This window comes from Streptomyces sp. NPDC048111 (assembly GCF_043202815.1).
GTDB lineage: Bacteria > Actinomycetota > Actinomycetes > Streptomycetales > Streptomycetaceae > Streptomyces.
In genome coordinates, this window is record NZ_JBIDBD010000011.1 from 1 (window position 1) to 16,700 (window position 16,700).

Annotated in this window: 15 protein-coding genes; 10 read left to right on the plus strand and 5 right to left on the minus strand. The window is 73.9% G+C overall.

The features are described from left to right. The first annotated feature begins 408 nt into the window (after window positions 1-408). From ACGF3I_RS19235 to ACGF3I_RS19255, 5 genes are all read left to right on the plus strand, one after another. On the plus strand, window positions 409-822 hold the full coding sequence (locus tag ACGF3I_RS19235) for a DUF3151 domain-containing protein (protein WP_393133526.1): 414 nt from the start codon (window positions 409-411) through the stop codon (window positions 820-822). A 360-nt stretch (window positions 823-1,182) separates the two neighbouring features. Next, window positions 1,183-2,040, plus strand: a complete 858-nt coding sequence (locus ACGF3I_RS19240; RefSeq protein ID WP_393133528.1) for a DUF3152 domain-containing protein — start codon at window positions 1,183-1,185, stop codon at window positions 2,038-2,040. Window positions 2,041-2,142: 102 nt separating this feature from the next. Continuing rightward, complete coding sequence (locus ACGF3I_RS19245; protein WP_393133530.1) at window positions 2,143-3,003, plus strand: tryptophan 2,3-dioxygenase family protein; 861 nt, start codon at window positions 2,143-2,145, stop codon at window positions 3,001-3,003. Next, window positions 2,996-4,186: a kynureninase gene (kynU, locus tag ACGF3I_RS19250; protein WP_393133532.1), complete on the plus strand. Its 1,191-nt coding sequence runs from the start codon at window positions 2,996-2,998 to the stop codon at window positions 4,184-4,186. The genes ACGF3I_RS19245 and kynU overlap by 8 nt, the downstream gene beginning before the upstream one ends. A gap of 111 nt (window positions 4,187-4,297) precedes the next feature. After that, on the plus strand, window positions 4,298-5,164 hold the full coding sequence (locus ACGF3I_RS19255) for an alpha/beta hydrolase (protein ID WP_393133534.1): 867 nt from the start codon (window positions 4,298-4,300) through the stop codon (window positions 5,162-5,164). 287 nt (window positions 5,165-5,451) lie between these two features. Here ACGF3I_RS19255 and ACGF3I_RS19260 read toward each other — a convergent pair whose 3' ends face one another. Both ACGF3I_RS19260 and ACGF3I_RS19265 read right to left on the minus strand, forming a co-directional pair. Further along, window positions 5,452-6,603, minus strand: coding sequence for a GDSL-type esterase/lipase family protein (locus ACGF3I_RS19260; RefSeq protein WP_393133536.1), 1,152 nt, complete (start codon window positions 6,601-6,603; stop codon window positions 5,452-5,454). A 49-nt stretch (window positions 6,604-6,652) separates the two neighbouring features. Next, a complete protein-coding gene (locus tag ACGF3I_RS19265; RefSeq protein ID WP_393133538.1) occupies window positions 6,653-7,222 on the minus strand; it encodes a TetR/AcrR family transcriptional regulator in 570 nt (189 codons plus the stop codon). A 116-nt stretch (window positions 7,223-7,338) separates the two neighbouring features. On the opposite strand from ACGF3I_RS19265, the gene ACGF3I_RS19270 reads away from it, so the two are divergent. From ACGF3I_RS19270 to ACGF3I_RS19280, 3 genes are all read left to right on the plus strand, one after another. Continuing rightward, window positions 7,339-7,836, plus strand: coding sequence for an FBP domain-containing protein (locus ACGF3I_RS19270; RefSeq protein ID WP_393133540.1), 498 nt, complete (start codon window positions 7,339-7,341; stop codon window positions 7,834-7,836). Between the two features lie 202 nt (window positions 7,837-8,038). After that, window positions 8,039-9,484 (plus strand): sensor histidine kinase, encoded by a 1,446-nt coding sequence (locus ACGF3I_RS19275; RefSeq protein WP_393133542.1) that lies wholly within the window; start codon window positions 8,039-8,041, stop codon window positions 9,482-9,484. Beyond that, entirely contained in the window at window positions 9,481-10,146 is a 666-nt protein-coding gene (locus tag ACGF3I_RS19280; protein WP_393133544.1) for a response regulator, read from the plus strand. Before ACGF3I_RS19275 ends, ACGF3I_RS19280 begins: the two co-directional genes overlap by 4 nt. A gap of 517 nt (window positions 10,147-10,663) precedes the next feature. Here ACGF3I_RS19280 and ACGF3I_RS19285 read toward each other — a convergent pair. Continuing rightward, entirely contained in the window at window positions 10,664-11,245 is a 582-nt protein-coding gene (locus ACGF3I_RS19285) for a GbsR/MarR family transcriptional regulator (RefSeq protein ID WP_393133546.1), read from the minus strand. Window positions 11,246-11,398: 153 nt separating this feature from the next. Between ACGF3I_RS19285 and ACGF3I_RS19290 the strand changes: the two genes are divergently transcribed. Both ACGF3I_RS19290 and ACGF3I_RS19295 read left to right on the plus strand, forming a co-directional pair. Beyond that, entirely contained in the window at window positions 11,399-12,307 is a 909-nt protein-coding gene (locus ACGF3I_RS19290) for an ATP-binding cassette domain-containing protein (RefSeq protein WP_393133548.1), read from the plus strand. Further along, entirely contained in the window at window positions 12,304-13,923 is a 1,620-nt protein-coding gene (locus ACGF3I_RS19295; RefSeq protein WP_393133550.1) for an ABC transporter permease, read from the plus strand. The genes ACGF3I_RS19290 and ACGF3I_RS19295 overlap by 4 nt, the downstream gene beginning before the upstream one ends. Window positions 13,924-13,983: 60 nt before the next feature. On the opposite strand, the gene ACGF3I_RS19300 is transcribed toward ACGF3I_RS19295, so the two are convergent. Next, entirely contained in the window at window positions 13,984-15,216 is a 1,233-nt protein-coding gene (locus ACGF3I_RS19300) for a cytochrome P450 (protein WP_393133552.1), read from the minus strand. A gap of 623 nt (window positions 15,217-15,839) precedes the next feature. Next, complete coding sequence (locus ACGF3I_RS19305) at window positions 15,840-16,643, minus strand: diacylglycerol kinase (RefSeq protein ID WP_393133554.1); 804 nt, start codon at window positions 16,641-16,643, stop codon at window positions 15,840-15,842. Window positions 16,644-16,700: the final 57 nt, after the last annotated feature.

Sequence of the window (16,700 nt, forward strand, 5' to 3'; positions counted from 1 at the left end):
CGCCCCCTGCACCCCCCTTTCGCGCCTTAAGGGCGCTCGTCCTCAATCGCCGGACGGGCTGAGGTGGCCTGGTGCTGCCCAGCACCGAGCAGTTAAGGGGCGCGGGGAACTGCGCAAGGCAGGCCGGGCCACACGTGCTGGCCGGCACCGGTCCTGCCAAGGGGCGCGGGGAACTGCGCGAGGAGCGACCACGGTCCGCAGGCAATTGGGGGTTCAGGGGCGCGGGGAACTGCGCAAGGCGGGCCGGGCTACACGTGCTGGCCCGCACCGGTCCCGCCAAGGGGCGCGGGGAACTGCGCGAGCAAGCCAGCACGGCCCGCTGATGACCGAGGCCCAGGGGCGCGGGGAACTGCGCGAAAAGGCAGCACGGCGGCCCCCCACCCCCACCCCCGGTGGCAAACTAACCCCATGTCCCTTCACGAAAACCTCCTCGGCGGCCCCGCCCCCACCCACCTCCCCGACGACCCCGAGCCCCGCGAACTCCTCGCCTCCGGCACCGCCCCCGCCGACGTCGCCGCGAAGTACCCCACCTCCTCCCTCGCCTGGGCCCAGCTCGCCGACGACGCGTTCGACGGTGGCCGCACCGTCGAGTCGTACGCCTACGCCCGTACCGGCTACCACCGCGGCCTCGACTCGCTGCGCCGCGCCGGGTGGAAGGGCCACGGCCCGGTGCCGTGGGAGCACGAGCCCAACCGCGGGTTCCTCCGCGCCCTGCACGCCCTCGCCCGCGCCGCGCAGGCGATCGGCGAGGACGCCGAGTACGAGCGCTGCACCTCGTTCCTGCGCGACTCCTCGCCCCAGGCCGCCGACACCCTCGGCTGATCCCTTGCTGATCCTGCTGACCCCTGGCTGATCCCCGGCCGACCTCATCGGCGCCGGCCGCGGCCCAACGCGTACGGCCCCCCGGCGCCGACCCGCGGCCGAACGCCCGCCCGCACGCACACGCGGCAGCGCCCCGGGCCCGAGCGCCCCTCGGCCCCCCGGCCCCCCCCCGGATCAACCAGAGACCCCCCGAAGGGAACGCCCCACCCCGTCGGCGCATCTCTATGGCTGACACGAATCGACCGGATGCGCGCGCAGGCGACCCCCCTCCGTGCCCGCATCCGGCCGAATGGACAGGCTGGCGCAGAGGCCCCACTCCTCTCCCCCCAACCCAGCCGGGGACCAGGGGAGAACTCCGTCTTGGGCAAGCGAGGCGCCCGCAGCACCGCCGCGACCGCAGGCACCGGCCGCAGACAGACCCGGCAGCGCAGTCGGCCAGGGCGGCGCGGGCGCGTGCTGCTCGTCGGGGCGCTGGCCGGGGCCGTCCTGCTCGGCGGGGTCGCGCTCGCCCAGTGGCCCGGGGGCGGCGCGAAGTCCGCCGTGGAGCCGGGCAACACCGCGGCCAGCCCCATGGCCGAGCAGTCCCCGCGCCCCCTGGAGCCGGCCGAGCCCGCCTCCTCCGCGGGCACGGGCAGCCCGAAGCCCTCCGCCGTACCGGAGTCCGGCCCCGGCACCTTCACCACCGCCCAGGCCTCCGGCAGGACCGTCGGCACCGGCGGGCCGCTGCGGCGCTACCAGGTGCAGGTCGAGGACGGGGCGGACGTCTCCGCCAAGCAGGCCGCCCTCGACGTCCAGACCATCCTGTCCGACCCGCGCAGCTGGGCCGCGCACGGCAAGGGCCGCTTCCAGCTGGTCGCGAGCGGCGCCGACGTCGTCATCAAGATCGCCACTCCGAAGACCACCGACAAGCTCTGCGCCGCCGTCGGCGACACCGAGGGCGAGCTGAACTGCGAGGTCACGGGGGGTGTCATCGTCAATCTGAAGCGCTGGGTGACCGGCTCGCCGCAGTACGACGGGCCGCCCGCCGAGTACCGCCACCTCATCATCAACCACGAGGTGGGCCACTTGATCGGCTACCACCAGCACATGGCCTGCCCGGGCGCGGGCAGACCCGCCCCGGTGATGATGCAGCAGATCAAGGGCCTCAACGGCTGCAAGTCCAACGCCTGGCCCTATACCGCGCAGGGGACGTTCGTCACGGGGCCCTCGGTGCCCTGACGCGCCGGGCGCGGGCGTGCTTATGATGCCGGTGGGGACCGGGGCTCCGATGCCGACCAAGGAAGGGGCGGACCGCTACCCGGACACATCGAGGAGACAGCGATGTCATCAAAGATGTCCGAACCGGTCGTGCCGCCCGAGCCGGGCGACGAGCCGGAGACCCCGAACCTGGACTTCGAGGGCACGACACCGTACGAGGACTACGTCCAGGCGGACGTGCTCACCCACCTCCAGCACCTGCGCTCGGACGACCCGGGCGAGATGGTCTTCCTGGTCACCACCCAGGTCATGGAGCTGTGGTTCACGGTCATCGTGCACGAGTGGGAGACCGCGTCCCGGGCGCTGCGCGAGGACCGGGTGCCGGTCGCGGTCGACGCCCTGAAGCGTTCGCTGCGGGAGCTGGAGGCGCTGAACGCCTCGTGGACGCCGCTGGCGCAGCTGACCCCGGCCCAGTTCAACTCCTACCGCTCCGCGCTCGGCGAGGGCTCGGGCTTCCAGTCGGCGATGTACCGGCGCATGGAGTTCCTGCTCGGCGACAAGTCCGCCTCCATGCTGGTGCCGCACCGCGGGGCGCCGCGCGTGCACGCCGAGCTGGAGAAGGCGCTGGGCGAGCCCAGTCTGTACGACGAGGTGCTCGGGCTGCTCGCGCGCCGCGGGTACGCGATCCCGGAGGCCGTCCTCCAGCGCGACCTGACCCGCAGGTACGAGCCGGACGCCGAGGTCGAGGCGGTCTGGACCGAGCTGTACGCGGGCGACCAGAACGGTGAACTGGTGCGCCTGGGCGAGGTGTTGACCGATGTCGGCGAGCTCGTGTGGCGCTGGCGCAACGACCACCTGGTGGCGACCCGGCGGGCCATGGGCGCGAAGGCCGGCACCGGCGGCTCGGCCGGGGTCGCCTGGCTGGAGAAGCGGGCCACCAAGAACGTGTTCCCCGAGCTGTGGACGGCGCGCAGCCATGTCTGAGGCCCTGGCCAAGAAGGCCGCGGCGCTGGACGCCGCCGACGAACTCGCCGGGCACCGCGAGCTGTTCGCGCTCGACGACGGGGTGGTCTACCTCGACGGCAACTCGCTGGGCGCGCTGCCCCGGCACGTACCGGCGCGGATGCAGGACGTCATCGCCCGCGAGTGGGGACAGCTGCGCATCCGCTCCTGGGAGGAGAGCGGGTGGTGGACCGCCCCGGAGCGGGTCGGCGACCGCATAGCCCCGCTGGTCGGCGCCGGCCCGGACACGGTCGTGGTCGGCGACTCGACGAGCGTCAACGTCTTCAAGGCGCTGGTGGCCGCGGTGCGCCTGGCGGGCGACGGACGCGACGAGATCCTGGTGGACGCCACGACGTTCCCCACCGACGGGTACGTGGCCGAGTCCGCGGCCCGGATGACGGGCCGCCGCCTGCGGGCCCTGGCCCCCGCCGACATCCCGGCCGCCCTCGGCCCGCGCACGGCGGCCGTCCTGGTCAACCACGTGGACTACCGCTCGGGCCGCCTCAACGACCTGCCCGGTCTGACGGCGGCGGTCCACGCGGCCGGCGCCCTCGCGGTCTGGGACCTGTGCCACAGCGCGGGCGCGCTCCCGGTGGGCCTCGCCGAGCACGGCGTCGACCTCGCGGTGGGCTGCACCTACAAGTACCTGAACGGCGGCCCGGGTTCACCGGCCTACCTGTACGTGCGCGGCGACCACCAGGCCGCCTTCGACACCCCGCTGCCCGGCTGGAACTCGCACGAGGACCCGTTCGGGATGCGTCCGGCGTACGCGCCGGGCGACGGCGCGGTGCGGGGCCGGGTCGGCACCCCGGACATCCTGTCCCTGCTGGCCCTGGAATCCGCGCTCGACGTGTGGGACGGGGTGTCCGTCGAAGCGGTGCGGGCCAAGTCCCTCGCCCTGACGGACTTCTTCCTGGAGTGCGTCGAAGCCCACGTCCCGGCCGGACGGGTCACCTCGGTGACCCCGGCCGCGCACGCCGAACGTGGCAGCCAGGTCTCGCTCGGCTGCGAGGGCGCGGGCGAGGTGATGCGGGCGCTCACCGAGCGGGGCGTGGTCGGCGACTTCCGCCGCCCCGACGTCCTGCGCTTCGGCTTCACCCCGCTGTACGTGGGCTTCGCCGACGCCGAACGGGCCGCACGCGAACTGGGGACGCTCCTGAGCTGATCGGCGGCAACCCCGCCGGGCCGGGCCGCGCCCGGGTGGCCCGGGCGCCCTGATAGCGTCCGTGGCGCCCGGGTGATCAACCGGCTCGGCCTGGTGGGAAGGTGGGGAACGATGGAGCCCGCAGAGCGTGACGCGGCCGAAGAGGCGTCCGCCTTCTCCCATCCCGCCGTCGCCCCGGATGCCACCGCCGCCTACGGCGACCACCCGGACCAGCTGATCGACTTCTACGCCCCGCGGGGCGCCGGCACCGGAGTCCCCCTGGTGGTCCTCCTGCACGGGGGCGCCTGGCGGGGCCCGTACGACCGGACGCACCTCACCCCGCTCGCCGACTTCCTGGCCCGGCGCGGTTTCGCCGTCGCCAACGTCGAGTACCGGCGCGGGAGTCTGCTGCCCCAGCAGGGCGGGGACGGGCCCGTGGCGGGACGCTGGCCGGACACCTTCGACGACGTGGCCGCCGCCCTGGACGCCCTGCCCCTGCTCGTACGGGACGCCGTCGCGCAGGCCGATCCGCGCCGCACCGTCCTCGCCGGGCACTCCGCGGGCGGCCACCTCGCGCTGTGGGCGGCGGCCCGGCACGTCCTGCCCGCCGATTCGCCGTGGCACACCCCGGGGCCCCCGCCCCTGCGCGGCGTGGTGGCGCTGGCCCCCATCGCCGACTTCGCCACCGCCGTCGAGCTGGACGTGTGCGGCGGCGCGGTGCTGCAACTCCTGGGCGGGCAGCCCGAGTTGAGCGCGCGCTCCGCGCACACCGACCCGTCCGCCCTGCTGCCGACCGGCATCGCCACGGCCGTGGTGCAGGGCCGGGACGACATCGTGGTGCCGCCGGCCGTGGCGGAGGCGTACGTGGACGCGGCGGCGAAGGCGGGCGAGACGGTGGGCTTCACCCTCCTCGAGGACATCGGCCACTTCGCCCTGATCGACCCGGCGTCGGACGCGTGCGCAGTAGTGGCAGAAGAACTCGCCCAACTGGCCTACTGACCCCGCCCCCCCTCATCGACCCCCACCCGCCCGTCCCCGGTGCTGCCGGGGGCGCGGGGAACTGCGCGGGAAGCGACCACGGCCCGCAGCCGGCAGGGGTTTTGGGGGCGCGGGGAACTGCGCGAGGAGCGATCACGGTCCGCGGGTGGCAGGGGTTTTGGGGGCGCGGGGAACTGCGCGAGGAGCGACCACGGCCCGCAGGCGGCAGAGGGGTTTGGGGGCGCGGGGAACTGCGCGAGAAGCGACCACGGCCCGCAGGCGGCAGGGGGCCCCAGGAGCGCGGGGAACTACGCGAACGGCCCGCCCTCAAAGGCAAGTTGGGCGAAACGCTCACCCATGAGCCGATGGACACCCGCAGAGGGATGCAGCCCGTCGGGCAACGGCAACCCCTCAGCGTCCCCCTCCCCGTACAGCGAACGCCCGTCCAGGTAATGGAGGTTGGGATCCTCACCCCGCCGCCCCGCGACAACCGCGGCCAACTCCTCGCGGATGACGTTCAGCGTGAGCTTCCCCCCCGCCCGCTCCGCCGGATCCCCCTGCGCGTAGAAGCGCAGCCGCCCCGAGGCGAACGCGGCGCTGTCCATGGCGCAGGGTCCCGGGGTGTCCTCGTGGATGGGGCACAGGATCGGCGAGACCACGAGCAGCGGGGCCGTGGGGTGCCCCTCGCGGATCGTGTCGAGGAACCCGTGCACCGCCGGGGTGAAGGCGCGCAGCCGCATCAGGTCCAGGTTCACCACGTTGATGCCGAGCTTGACGCTGATCACGTCCGCCGGGGTGTCGCGCAGGGTGCGCGCGGTGAACGGGTCCAGCAGGGCGCCGCCGCCGAACCCCAGGTTGACCAGATCGGTGCCGGACAGCAGCGCGGCGACGGCCGGCCAGGTGGTGCTGGGGCTCGCCGCGTCCGAGCCGTGGCTGATCGAACTGCCGTGGTGGAGCCAGACCTTGCGGCCCCGGTCGGGCAGCGGCTCGACGGGGGCGTCGGTGCGCAGCGCGACGAGTTCGGTGGTCTCGTTGTGCGGCAGCCAGATCTCGATGTCCTTGTCGGCGGCGGCGAGGCCGGTGAAGCGCAGGGTGCCGGGCGGGCCCGGGCGGTGTTCGGCGGTCCCGGTGGCCAGGTCGGCGGTCAGGGTGTGGCCGCCGGAAACCGAGCCGTACCCGGCCAAACGCCCGTCCACGAGCAGGTCGTACACGCCGTCGGGGCGGGCCGGGCCGCCGACGTACTCGCGTTTGGTGGGCACGGTGTCCAGCTCGACGGTGGTGGCCCGGGAGCGGAAGGCGACGCGTACGCCGGAGGGCTGGGAGGCGGACGCCAGGATCTGCGGATCGGCGCCGCGCGTACGGGCCGACCGGGGCAGCCGGTGCGGAAGGACGCCGTGCTCCGTTTGCTCCAACTCGATGGAGCCACGCAGGAGTTGGGCGGTGATGGGGGTCTCGATCACGAGGTGTCTCCGGGGTGGGGCGGGGCGGCGCCGGCGTACGCGAACCCGCTTACGGGGTGGGCCAGTTGCGCAGCAGGACGTCGAGCCCGTCCAGGACGCGCTCCCAGCTCTGCTGACTGTCGGGGGCGCTGTGGCTGAACCCGCCGCCCAGCTCCAGGGTGATGTAGCCGTGGAAGGCGCCGCCGAGCAGCCGCACCGCGTGGTTCTGCTCGGCCTCCGGCAGGTCGTAGCCGCGCAGGATCGCCCGGGTCAGCTGGGAGTGCCGGCGCCCCGCGCTCGCGACCGCGTCCTCGGGCGTGAGCCGCAGCTGGGAGGCGGCGTAGCGGCCGGGGTGGGTGCGGGCGTAGTCGCGGTAGACGTTGCCGAGCGCGGCCAGGGCGTCCTTGCCGGAGCGGCCGGCGACGGCGTCGGAGGCGAGGTCGGCGAGTTCCTCCAGGGCGAGCAGGGCGAGCCTGGTCCTGAGGTCCTGCGAGTTCCGCACGTGCGAGTACAGGCTGGCGACCTTCACGTCGAAGCGTCTGGCCAGCGCCGAGACGGTCACCTGCTCGAAGCCGACCTCGTCGGCGAGCTCGGCGCCCGCCTCGACGAGGCGCTGCGTGGTCAGTCCTACCCGTGCCATGCCATGCCCTTCCTCTCCCGCTCCCGCTCTCGTCCTCGCGCAGCCGGTGCCGCTCGCTGCTGCCTGAAGCGATTATGCGTTTGCCTAAAAGGTTTAGGCAAATTACCGTGATGTTTATGAAGCCGCTGACCGAACAAGACATCCGCGCCGCCTTCGTGAACTGCACCAAGGGTGAGGCCAAGCGCCTGGCCGTCCCGCGTGACCTGGCCGAACGCCCCTGGGACGACCTGGACTACCTCGGCTGGCGCGACCCGCAGGCCCCCGACCGCGGTTACCTCGTCGTGGAGCTGGACGGCCGCCCGCACGGCCTCGCGCTGCGCTGCTCGACCGCGGCCGTCGGCCAGCAGCGCCGCAGCATGTGCTCGATGTGCCTGACCACCCACTCCGGCGGCGTCGCGCTGATGGTCGCCCCGAAGGCGGGCAGGCCCGGTAAGCAGGGGAACTCGGTGGGCGCCTACATCTGCGCCGACCTGGACTGCTCGCTGTACGTGCGCGGCAAGAAGGACGCGGGCATGGGGGCGCGGCTGCACGAGACGCTCACGGTGGAGGAGAAGATCGAGCGGACCGTCCTGAACGTCGCGTCGTTCGTCGCCAAGGTGACGGCGGAGGTCTGAGCGCGGTGGCCTGAGCGCGGAGGCCTGAGCGTGGAGGTCTGAGCGCGGAGGCCTGAGCGTGGAGGTCTGCACCAGGCGCTGCGGGAGGTGTGCCGGGGCCCGGGTGGTTGCCCGTACCGTCCGGGTAGTCCCTGAGGCGGACCCCGCAGGATCCGCTTCGCGCCGGACGCCGTGCCCCCGGCCGCCGCCTACGGTGGTGGATGTGAACGAGACGACCAGGCCCCGGCAGGGGAGCGGCAGCACAGCGGCGGGCGGCGGAGCCGAGCGCTCCCCGGAGTTCCGGATGGCGATGGACGCGTACGGGGGGCTGCGCAGGGACCTGTTCCACGACCCGTTCGCCTACCGGCCGCTGCGGCCGCGCCGCACCGACGGGGTCATAGCCCGCCACCTCCCGGGCCGCATGGGCCAGGCCGTGGCCTGGCTGCCGCACGCGACGGTCGGCTTCCTGGCGTTCCTCGCCATGACGTTCGGCTACCAGCGCAGCCTGTCCGGCGTCGGCGGGGGGCTGGCCTTCCTGGTGAGCGGGTTGCTCCTCGCGGTGCCGGTGCTGATGACGCTGGTGCGTCCCATCGGGGCGTTCTGGCTGTCGTGCGGGGTGACGGTCTTCGTCGGGATGCTGGGCGACCACGGCAGCATGAGCCCGTGGACGGCCGGCTCCGCCTTCATGCACTTCAGCGTCATGACGGTGGTGGCCCTGCGCAGCCGGCCGCGGGTCTCGTTCTGGATGTGGGCGGTGACCGTCGGCGTCAGCCTCGTGATGAGCGTGCTGCGCGGACGCGCGGACTCCTTCGGCAGCGTCCAGCTGGCGGTCTTCTACGGCATGGTGCTGCTGGTCATCTCCCTCGTCCACGTCCGCAAGGACGCGGAGCGGCAGGTCAGCGCGGAGAAGTCGGTCACGGCGGTGGAGCGGGACCGGCGTACGGTCCTTGAGGAGCGCACCAACATCGCGCGCGAGCTGCACGACGTGGTGGCGCACCACATGTCGGTGGTCGCCATCCAGGCGGAGGCCGCGCCCTACCGGGTGGAGAACCCGCCGCCCGAGCTGGCCCAGGCCTTCGTCACGATCCGCGAGAACGCGGTGGCCGCGCTGACCGAGCTGCGCCGGGTGCTCGGTGTCGTACGCGCCGAGGACTACGAGGCGCCGGACGCGCCCCAGCCCACCCTCGCCGACCTGGACGGCCTGCTCGCCAACGTCCGCGGGACGGGTCTCGCGGTGGAGAAGGTCATCACCGGTGCGGTGCGCGAACTGCCGCAGGGCGTCGAGCTCTCGGCGTACCGGATCATCCAGGAGGCCCTCAGCAACACCCTGCGGCATGCGCCGGGGGCGGGGGCGCGGGTGGAGATCGGGTACGTTCTGGGCGGGCTCGGGCTGCGCGTCCTCAACGGGCCCGCGCGGACCGAGCCGGGTCCCTCGCAGGGGTCCGGGCACGGGATCACGGGCATGGCCGAGCGGGTGGCGATGCTCGGCGGGGTGATGACGGCCGAGCGGACGGCCGAGGGCGGGTACGAGGTGACCGTCTTCATCCCGGTCGCCCCGGCCGAGCCGACCGGACCGGCCGGGCCGGCTGCTCCGGGTGGGTCGCGAGCGGAGTCCGGGGGCGCCCCGGGCGGCGCGGACACGACGATCAGAATGGACAAGCGGGCATGACGATCAAGGTGCTGATCGTCGACGACCAGATGATGGTGCGCGAGGGTTTCTCCGTGCTGCTCGGCGCACAGCCGGACATCGAGGTCGTGGGCGAGGCGGTCGACGGGCACGAGGCGGTGGCCCAGGTGCAGGCGCTGCGGCCCGACGTGGTCCTGATGGACATCCGGATGCCCGGCATGAACGGCATCGAGGCGACGCGCGAGATCGTGGCGGCGGACGACTCGTCGAAGGTGCTCGTCCTGACCACCTTCGACCTGGACGAGTACGTGTACCAGGCGCTGCGGGCGGGGGCGTCGGGCTTCCTCCTCAAGGACGCCTCGGCCCGCCAACTCGCGGACGGCGTACGGGTGGTGGCCTCCGGCGAGGCCCTGCTCGCGCCCTCGGTGACCCGGCGCCTGATCAACGAGTTCGCCCGGGTGGTGCCCTCGCAGCGGGGTGGGTCGGCGGGGCCGGGGCAGGTGGAGGAGCTCACCGATCGTGAGACGGAGGTGCTCGTGCTGATCGCCCAGGGGTTGTCGAACCAGGAGATCGCTGAGCGGTTGGTGGTGGCGGAGTCCACGATCAAGACTCATGTGAGTCGGGTGCTGGTGAAGTTGGGGTTGCGGGATCGTACGCAGGCGGCGGTGTACGCCTACGAGACCCGCCTGGTAACCCCCTCCTGACCCAACCCCACCCGGGGGGTCTGCCCACCCTGTGCAGGGGGTCGGCCGGCCCAGCTCCCTGGGGCTCCGCCCCAGACCCCGTCGCCGCTTGCCCACCCACCCGCCCGTGCAGCGGGTTGCATCGGCTGAGCCCTGGGGCTGCGCCCCAGACCCCCTTGAGGGGCTCCGCCCCTCGAACCCCGGCGGGGGCTGCGCCCCCTGCACCCCCTGTCGCGCCTGAACGGCGCTCGTCCTCAAACGCCGGACGGGCTGAGGATGCGCATGCGGACCAGCACCGGTCCCGCTAAGGGGCGCGGGGAACTGCGCGAGAAGCCAGCACGGTCCGCGGACGACCGGGGTTGTGGGGGCGCGGGGAACTGCGCGAGACGCGGGCACGGTCCGCAGACGACCGGGGTTTTGGGGGCGCGGGGAACTGCGCAAACCCCGGCCCGCACCGGCCCCGCCAAGGGGCGCGGGGAACTGCGCGAACCCCGGCCCGCACCGGCCCCGCCCAGGGCAACCCCACGACCCCGGGGGGTCACTGCGGCCGGGTCGGGGGGAGGGGCAGGGTTGTGCGGTGGGCGCGCCAGCGGGCCATCAGTTGGGACAGCTCCCCGTGCAGAAAGGCGAAGAACTCCGCCGTCTCCGCCATCCGGGCCCCCGCCCCCGTCCCCGTCCCCCCCGCACTCGCCACCCCGTCCAGCAGCACCTGCTCCCAGCGCGTCAGCACCCGGTCGCGGTTGGTGAAGGTCTCGTACCAGAGCTCGTTGTGCAGCACGTACCGGTCCCGGCGCGAACCGGGCTCACGCTCGCGGCCGACCATGTTGACCTGCGACAGATACCGGACCGCGCCCGACACGGCGGCCGGGCTGATGCGCAGGGCGGTGGCCAGCTCGGCCGAGGTCATCGAGCCGCTCTCCGAGACGAGCAGCGCGGCGAACACCCGGGCCGCCATCCGCTGCATACCGGCCTCGGCCAGCTCGGACGCGAACCGCTCGACAAACCGCCCGACGGCATCCTCATCACGCCCACCCGGCCCATCACGCCTCGCTTCCGGCCCACCCCCAGGCCCCTCACGCCGACCGCCCCCCGCCACATGGGGGTCACCACCGCCACGCATCACCCCTTCATCTCCCCTCGCATCTCCCCTCGCCGCACCGCCACCACCATCGCCGTCACCGTCCCAACCCAGATCCACATCTCCGAGCCTAACGGCCCCTTCGTGGCGTTCCGTATCTTCACAACTTCGTGAAAGTACAGTACGTTCAAAAACATGACGAAGGCAATCACGGTCGCCGGGCTGCACAAGTCGTTCGGGCGGACCCCCGCACTCGACGGTCTCGACCTCGCCGTGGAAGCCGGTGAGGTCCACGGCTTCCTCGGGCCCAACGGTGCCGGGAAGTCCACCACCATCCGTGTCCTGCTCGGGCTCCTGCGGGCCGACTCCGGTGCGGCCCAGCTGCTCGGGCGCGACCCCTGGGCCGACGCCGTCGAGCTGCACCGCCGGGTGGCGTACGTGCCGGGTGACGTGACCCTGTGGCGCAACCTCTCCGGCGGTGAAGTCATCGACCTGTACGGCAGGTTGAGGGGAGGAAGGCTCGACCCATCGCGCCGGCGCGACCTCATCGAGCGCTTCGAGCTCGATCCCACCAAGAAGGGCCGCACCTACTCCAAGGGCAACCGGCAGAAGGTGGCCCTGGTGGCCGCGTTCGCCTCGGACGTCGACCTGATGATCCTCGATGAACCGACCTCGGGGCTCGACCCGCTGATGGAGGAGGTCTTCCAGGGCTGCGTGAACGAGGAGCGCGACCGGGGCCGCACCGTGCTGCTCTCCTCGCACCTGCTCAGTGAGGTGGAGAGCCTCTGCGACCGGGTCAGCATCATCCGCCGGGGCCGGACCGTGGAGAGCGGCTCGCTCGCCGAGCTGCGCCACCTCACCCGTACCTCCATCACGGCCGAACTCATGGGCCCGCCACAGGACTTGGCCGGTCTGCCGGGCGTGCACGACGTGGACGTCCGGGGCGGCCGGGTCACCCTCCAGGCGGACACGGACAAGCTCGGCCCGGTGCTGCGCTCGCTCACCGACGCCGGCGTACGGTCGCTGACCGCCACCCCGCCCACCCTGGAGGAGCTGTTCCGGCGCCACTACACGGAAGCCGGGGGCGAGGTGGTGGTGCGATGACCGCCGCCGCTCTCGCGCCGCCCGCCGCCCGGACGCGTACGCGCCGCGAACTCGCGGGCACCGGCGCCCTGTTGAGGCTCGCCCTGCGCCGCGACCGCGTCATGATCCCGCTGTGGGTGGCCGGCCTCGGCGGACTGGTCGCCAGCGGCGCCAGCACCCTGGAGAAGGTGTACGCCACGGCCGCCGAGCGCGCCGACGTGGCCCGCTCGGCGGGCGGCAACGGCTCGCTGCGCGCGCTCTACGGGCCCGTTCTCGACGACTCGCTCGGCGGGCTCACCGCCTGGCGGTTCGGGGGGTTCGGCTACGTACTCGCGGCCGTGATGAGCCTGTTGATCGTGGTGCGCCACACCCGCGAGGAGGAGGAGACGGGCCGTCAGGAACTGCTGGCCTCGGCGATGGTGGGCCGGCGCGCCCCGCTCGCCTCGGCGCTGCTCGCCGCGTTCGTGGCGAACGCGGCGGTGACCTGCGTCATCACGGCGGGGCTCGCCAAGTCGACCGGAAATACGGCCGGTTCGGCCGCCCTCGGCCTCACCACCGCCGCGACCGGCATGCTGTTCGCCGCGCTGGCGGCGATCATGGCGCAGCTCACCGAGAGCGCACGCCTGGCCAAGGGCCTTGCGGGCGCGCTGCTGGGCGTGGCGTTCCTCCTGAAGGCGGCGGGTGACACCGCGAGCCGGGACGCCTCCTCGGTGCTCGTCCGGATCTCCCCGCTCGGCTGGGCGGAGAACGTCCGGCCATACGCGGGCGAACGCTGGTGGGTGTTGCTCCTGATCGCGGTGGTGGCCCTCGTCCAGGGGGCGGCGGCGTCCGTCCTGGCCGGGCGGCGCGACCTCGGGATGAGCTTCGTGCCACCGCGCCCGGGGCCGGCCGAGGGACGCGTCGCGACGGCGTACGGGCTTGCCCTGCGACTCCAGCGCGGCGGCCTGATCGGCTGGAGCACCGGATTCGCCCTGGCCGGGCTGCTGTTCGGCCACATGGCCGAGGGAGCGGCCGGCCTGGTCGGGGACAACGCGCGGACGCTGGAGATCATCCGCCGGATGGGCGGACAGGCCGGGGTGACCGAGGCGTTCCTGGCGACGATGGTCGGCCTGCTGGGGATGGTGGCCGCGCTGTACGCCACGACGTCGGTGCTGCGGCTGTACGCCGAGGAGACGGCGCAGCGCGCCGAACCGGTCCTCGCGGCCTCGGTGGGGCGGGTGCGCTGGGCGGCCGGACATCTGGTGATCGCGTTCGGCGGGGCGGCGCTGATCATGGTGGTCGGCGCGCTCGGCCTCGCGGCTGGATACGGCGGCCTGCCCGGCCCGATCCTGGGCGCCGCGCTGGTCCAACTCCCCGCGATCTGGACCCTGTCGGGGCTCGCGGTACTGCTGTACGGGGCGTTTCCCGGGCTCGCGCGGGCGGCCCTCGGCGTGGTGGGACTGTGCCTCGCGCTGGGCTGGATCGGCCCGGCCCTGAACCTGCCGGACGCGGTCCTCGGCGTCTCCCCCTTCGGTCACCTCCCGAAGCTGCCGGGCCAGGAGATGGCGTGGCCGCCGGTCCTGGTCCTGACGCTGCTCGCGGCCGCGATGGTGGCGGTGGGGCTTGCGGGGCTGCGGCGGCGGGACGTGGCGGGCTGAGGAGGCCGGGGCCGGCCGGGAGTGGGCGGGGGCGGCTCGGAGGGGGCGGGGGCGGCCGGGTCAGCACGCGAGGCGGAGTTCGGCGAGCCCACGGATGACGAACCCGGGCGCCCGCACGGGCTCGGCGGCCAGCCGCAACCCAGGTGCCTGGTCGAGCAACTCCCGGAAGGAGGCGGTCAGTTCGAGCCGGGCGAGCGGAGCGCCGAGGCAGTAGTGGATGCCGGCGCCGAAGGAGATGTGCGGGTTGTCGGCCCGGGTGAGGTCGAGGGCGGCGGGGCGGTCGAAGCGGGCAGGGTCGTGGTTGGCGGAGCCGAAGAGCAGCGCGACCTCGCTGCCGCGCGGCAGCTTCTGCCCCGCGAACTCGATGTCCTCCAGCACCCACCGCTCGAAGAGCTGGAGCGGGGTGTCGTACCGCATCAGCTCCTCGATGGCGGTGGGCAGCAGCGCCCGCGGCGCCGCCCGCAGCGCGGCGAGCTGCTCGGGGTGGCGCAGCAGCGCGAGCCAGCCGTTGGCGGTGGTGTTGACGGTGGCCTCGTGCCCGGCGTTGAGGAGCAGCACGCAGGTGGAGACCATCTCCTGCTCGCTGAGCCGCGCGGTGCGGCCGGACGCCCCCTCGCTCTCGCCGTCGTACGCGGCGATGAGCGCGGACACCAGGTCCTCGCGCGGCCGGGTCCGCCGCTCCCGGATCAACTCCCTCAGGTACGCGCTGAATTCGAGGGACGCGCGTACGGCGCGGGCGGCGGTCTCCTCGTCCGGGCCGAGCTCGTACATCCCGCAGATGGCGGCGGACCAGGGTCGCAGGAGGGGGCGGTCGGCCTCGGGGATGCCGAGCATCTCGGCGATGACGGCGACGGGCAGCGGCTCGGCGACCTCGGCCACGAGGTCGCCCCCGCCGGCGGCGACGAACCGCTCCACGAGCCCGGCGGCGAGCCGCCGCACGGTGGGCGCGAGCCGCTCCACGGTGCGCGGGGTGAACGCCTGCGAGACCAGGCGGCGGATGCGGGTGTGGTCCGGGGGCTCCAGGTCGAGCATGCCGTGGTCGTTGAGGGTGTGGAAGGGTTCGTGCGCCGGGGGCGGGGGAGTGCGGCCGAACTCCTCGTGGGTGAACCGGTGTTGGTAGCTGCGCCCGAGGCGGCGGTCGCGGAGCAGGGTGGATACGTCGGCGTGGTGGGGGATGAGCCATTGGGCTGTGGGGGGGTGGGGGATGGCTCTTCCCTGGGCTCGGAGTTCCGCGTACGCGGGGTAGGGGTTGGTGAGGAAGTCGGGTGCGGCGGGCCGAAAGGGACTGTCCATGGGCCGACCCTGGCCCCCTGAACCCCCCGAGATCAAGCCCCCCGGGGCCCCGCGCCCCTTGGCGGCCCGACCGCCCCCGGACCCGCGCAGTTCCCCGCGCCCCCTGAAACCCGCCTTCGTCCGCGGGCCGTGCGTGGCTGGTCGCGCAGTTCCCCGCGCCCCTTGGCGGGGCCGGTGCGGGCCGGGTTCGCGCAGTTCCCCGCGCCCCCAAAACCCCGGCCGTCTGCGGGCCGTGGTCGCTTCTCGCGCAGTTCCCCGCGCCCCTGACAGCACCGATGCCGACCCGCACGTGTGGCCCGGCCTGCCTTGCGCAGTTCCCCGCGCCCCTGGCGGTGCTGGGGATGCCCGGGGTTCGCGCAGTTCCCCGCGCCCCTAACAGGACCGGTGCTGGTCCGCATGCGCATCCTCAGCCCGTCCGGCGATTGAGGACAAGCGCCGTTCAGGCGCGATGGGGGTCTGGGGCGCAGCCCCAGGGGCCGGGCCCATCCAACCCCCGTCACGGGCGGGTGGGTGGGCAAGCGCCTCGGGGTCTGGGGCGGAGCCCCAGGGCTCAGCCGGGTCGACCCGCTGCACGGGCGGGTGGGTGGGCAAGCGCCCCGGGGTCTGGGGCGGAGCCCCAGGGGCTAGGGGAGGACGAGGTGCCAGGCGGCCTCGTGGACCGCCCAGGTCCGCGTCCGCACAGGCCCCACCACCACCTGATCCGCCCCATACCGAAACCCCCCCACCGCCCCCGAAACCCGCACGACCCGGGCCGAAGCCCGAACCTCCTCCCCCGCACTCCCCCGCACCACCACCTGCGCGACCCCGCCCCCCGCCACCACCGACACCCCCGCCACCGGCCGGTCCAGGTCGCTCAGGAGCACCCCGTCCGCCTCCACGCGCAGCCGATGGGCCACCGCCGCCGCCACCGGGGCCGGCGCCCCCACCAGGGTGCGTACGAGCGAGCGGGCCGCGCCCCACACCGTCGGCTGCACGGGCCGGGCGCGTACCGGGGCCGGGGCGGGGACGCGCAGCGCCCCGAGGATCACCTGGTCGCTGTCGTCCACCAGGAGGTCGCGAGGGTGCCCGCGCCCCTCCAGGGCGGCCCGCGCCGCCGCGACCGCCCCCAGGGGCACCCCGAGCGTGCGGGCCAGCTGCAGCGCGTCGGCCGTGCCGACGGGAACGAGCGCGAGTTCGCCCCGGGCGAGCTCACGCTCACGGTGCAGCAGCGTCACGGTGCGTAGCAGAGCCCGGTCGTCACCGACCACAACGGTGCGCCGCCCGCCCCGCCGGGCCAGCGCCCGCGCGAACTCCTCCGGGCCCTGTGGCCAGCAGATCTTCGCCTCTGCTCCCGCACACAGCACATCTTTCGCGATCCGCACGGACTCGCCGTCAATACGGCGGGCGACCGGGTCGATGAGCACGACGAGCTGGTGCGCAGCCGACACCTCGGTCCTTCCTCGGGTAGCATCTTTGTGCAAGAGCCCCTTGCGCTATTGCGCCAG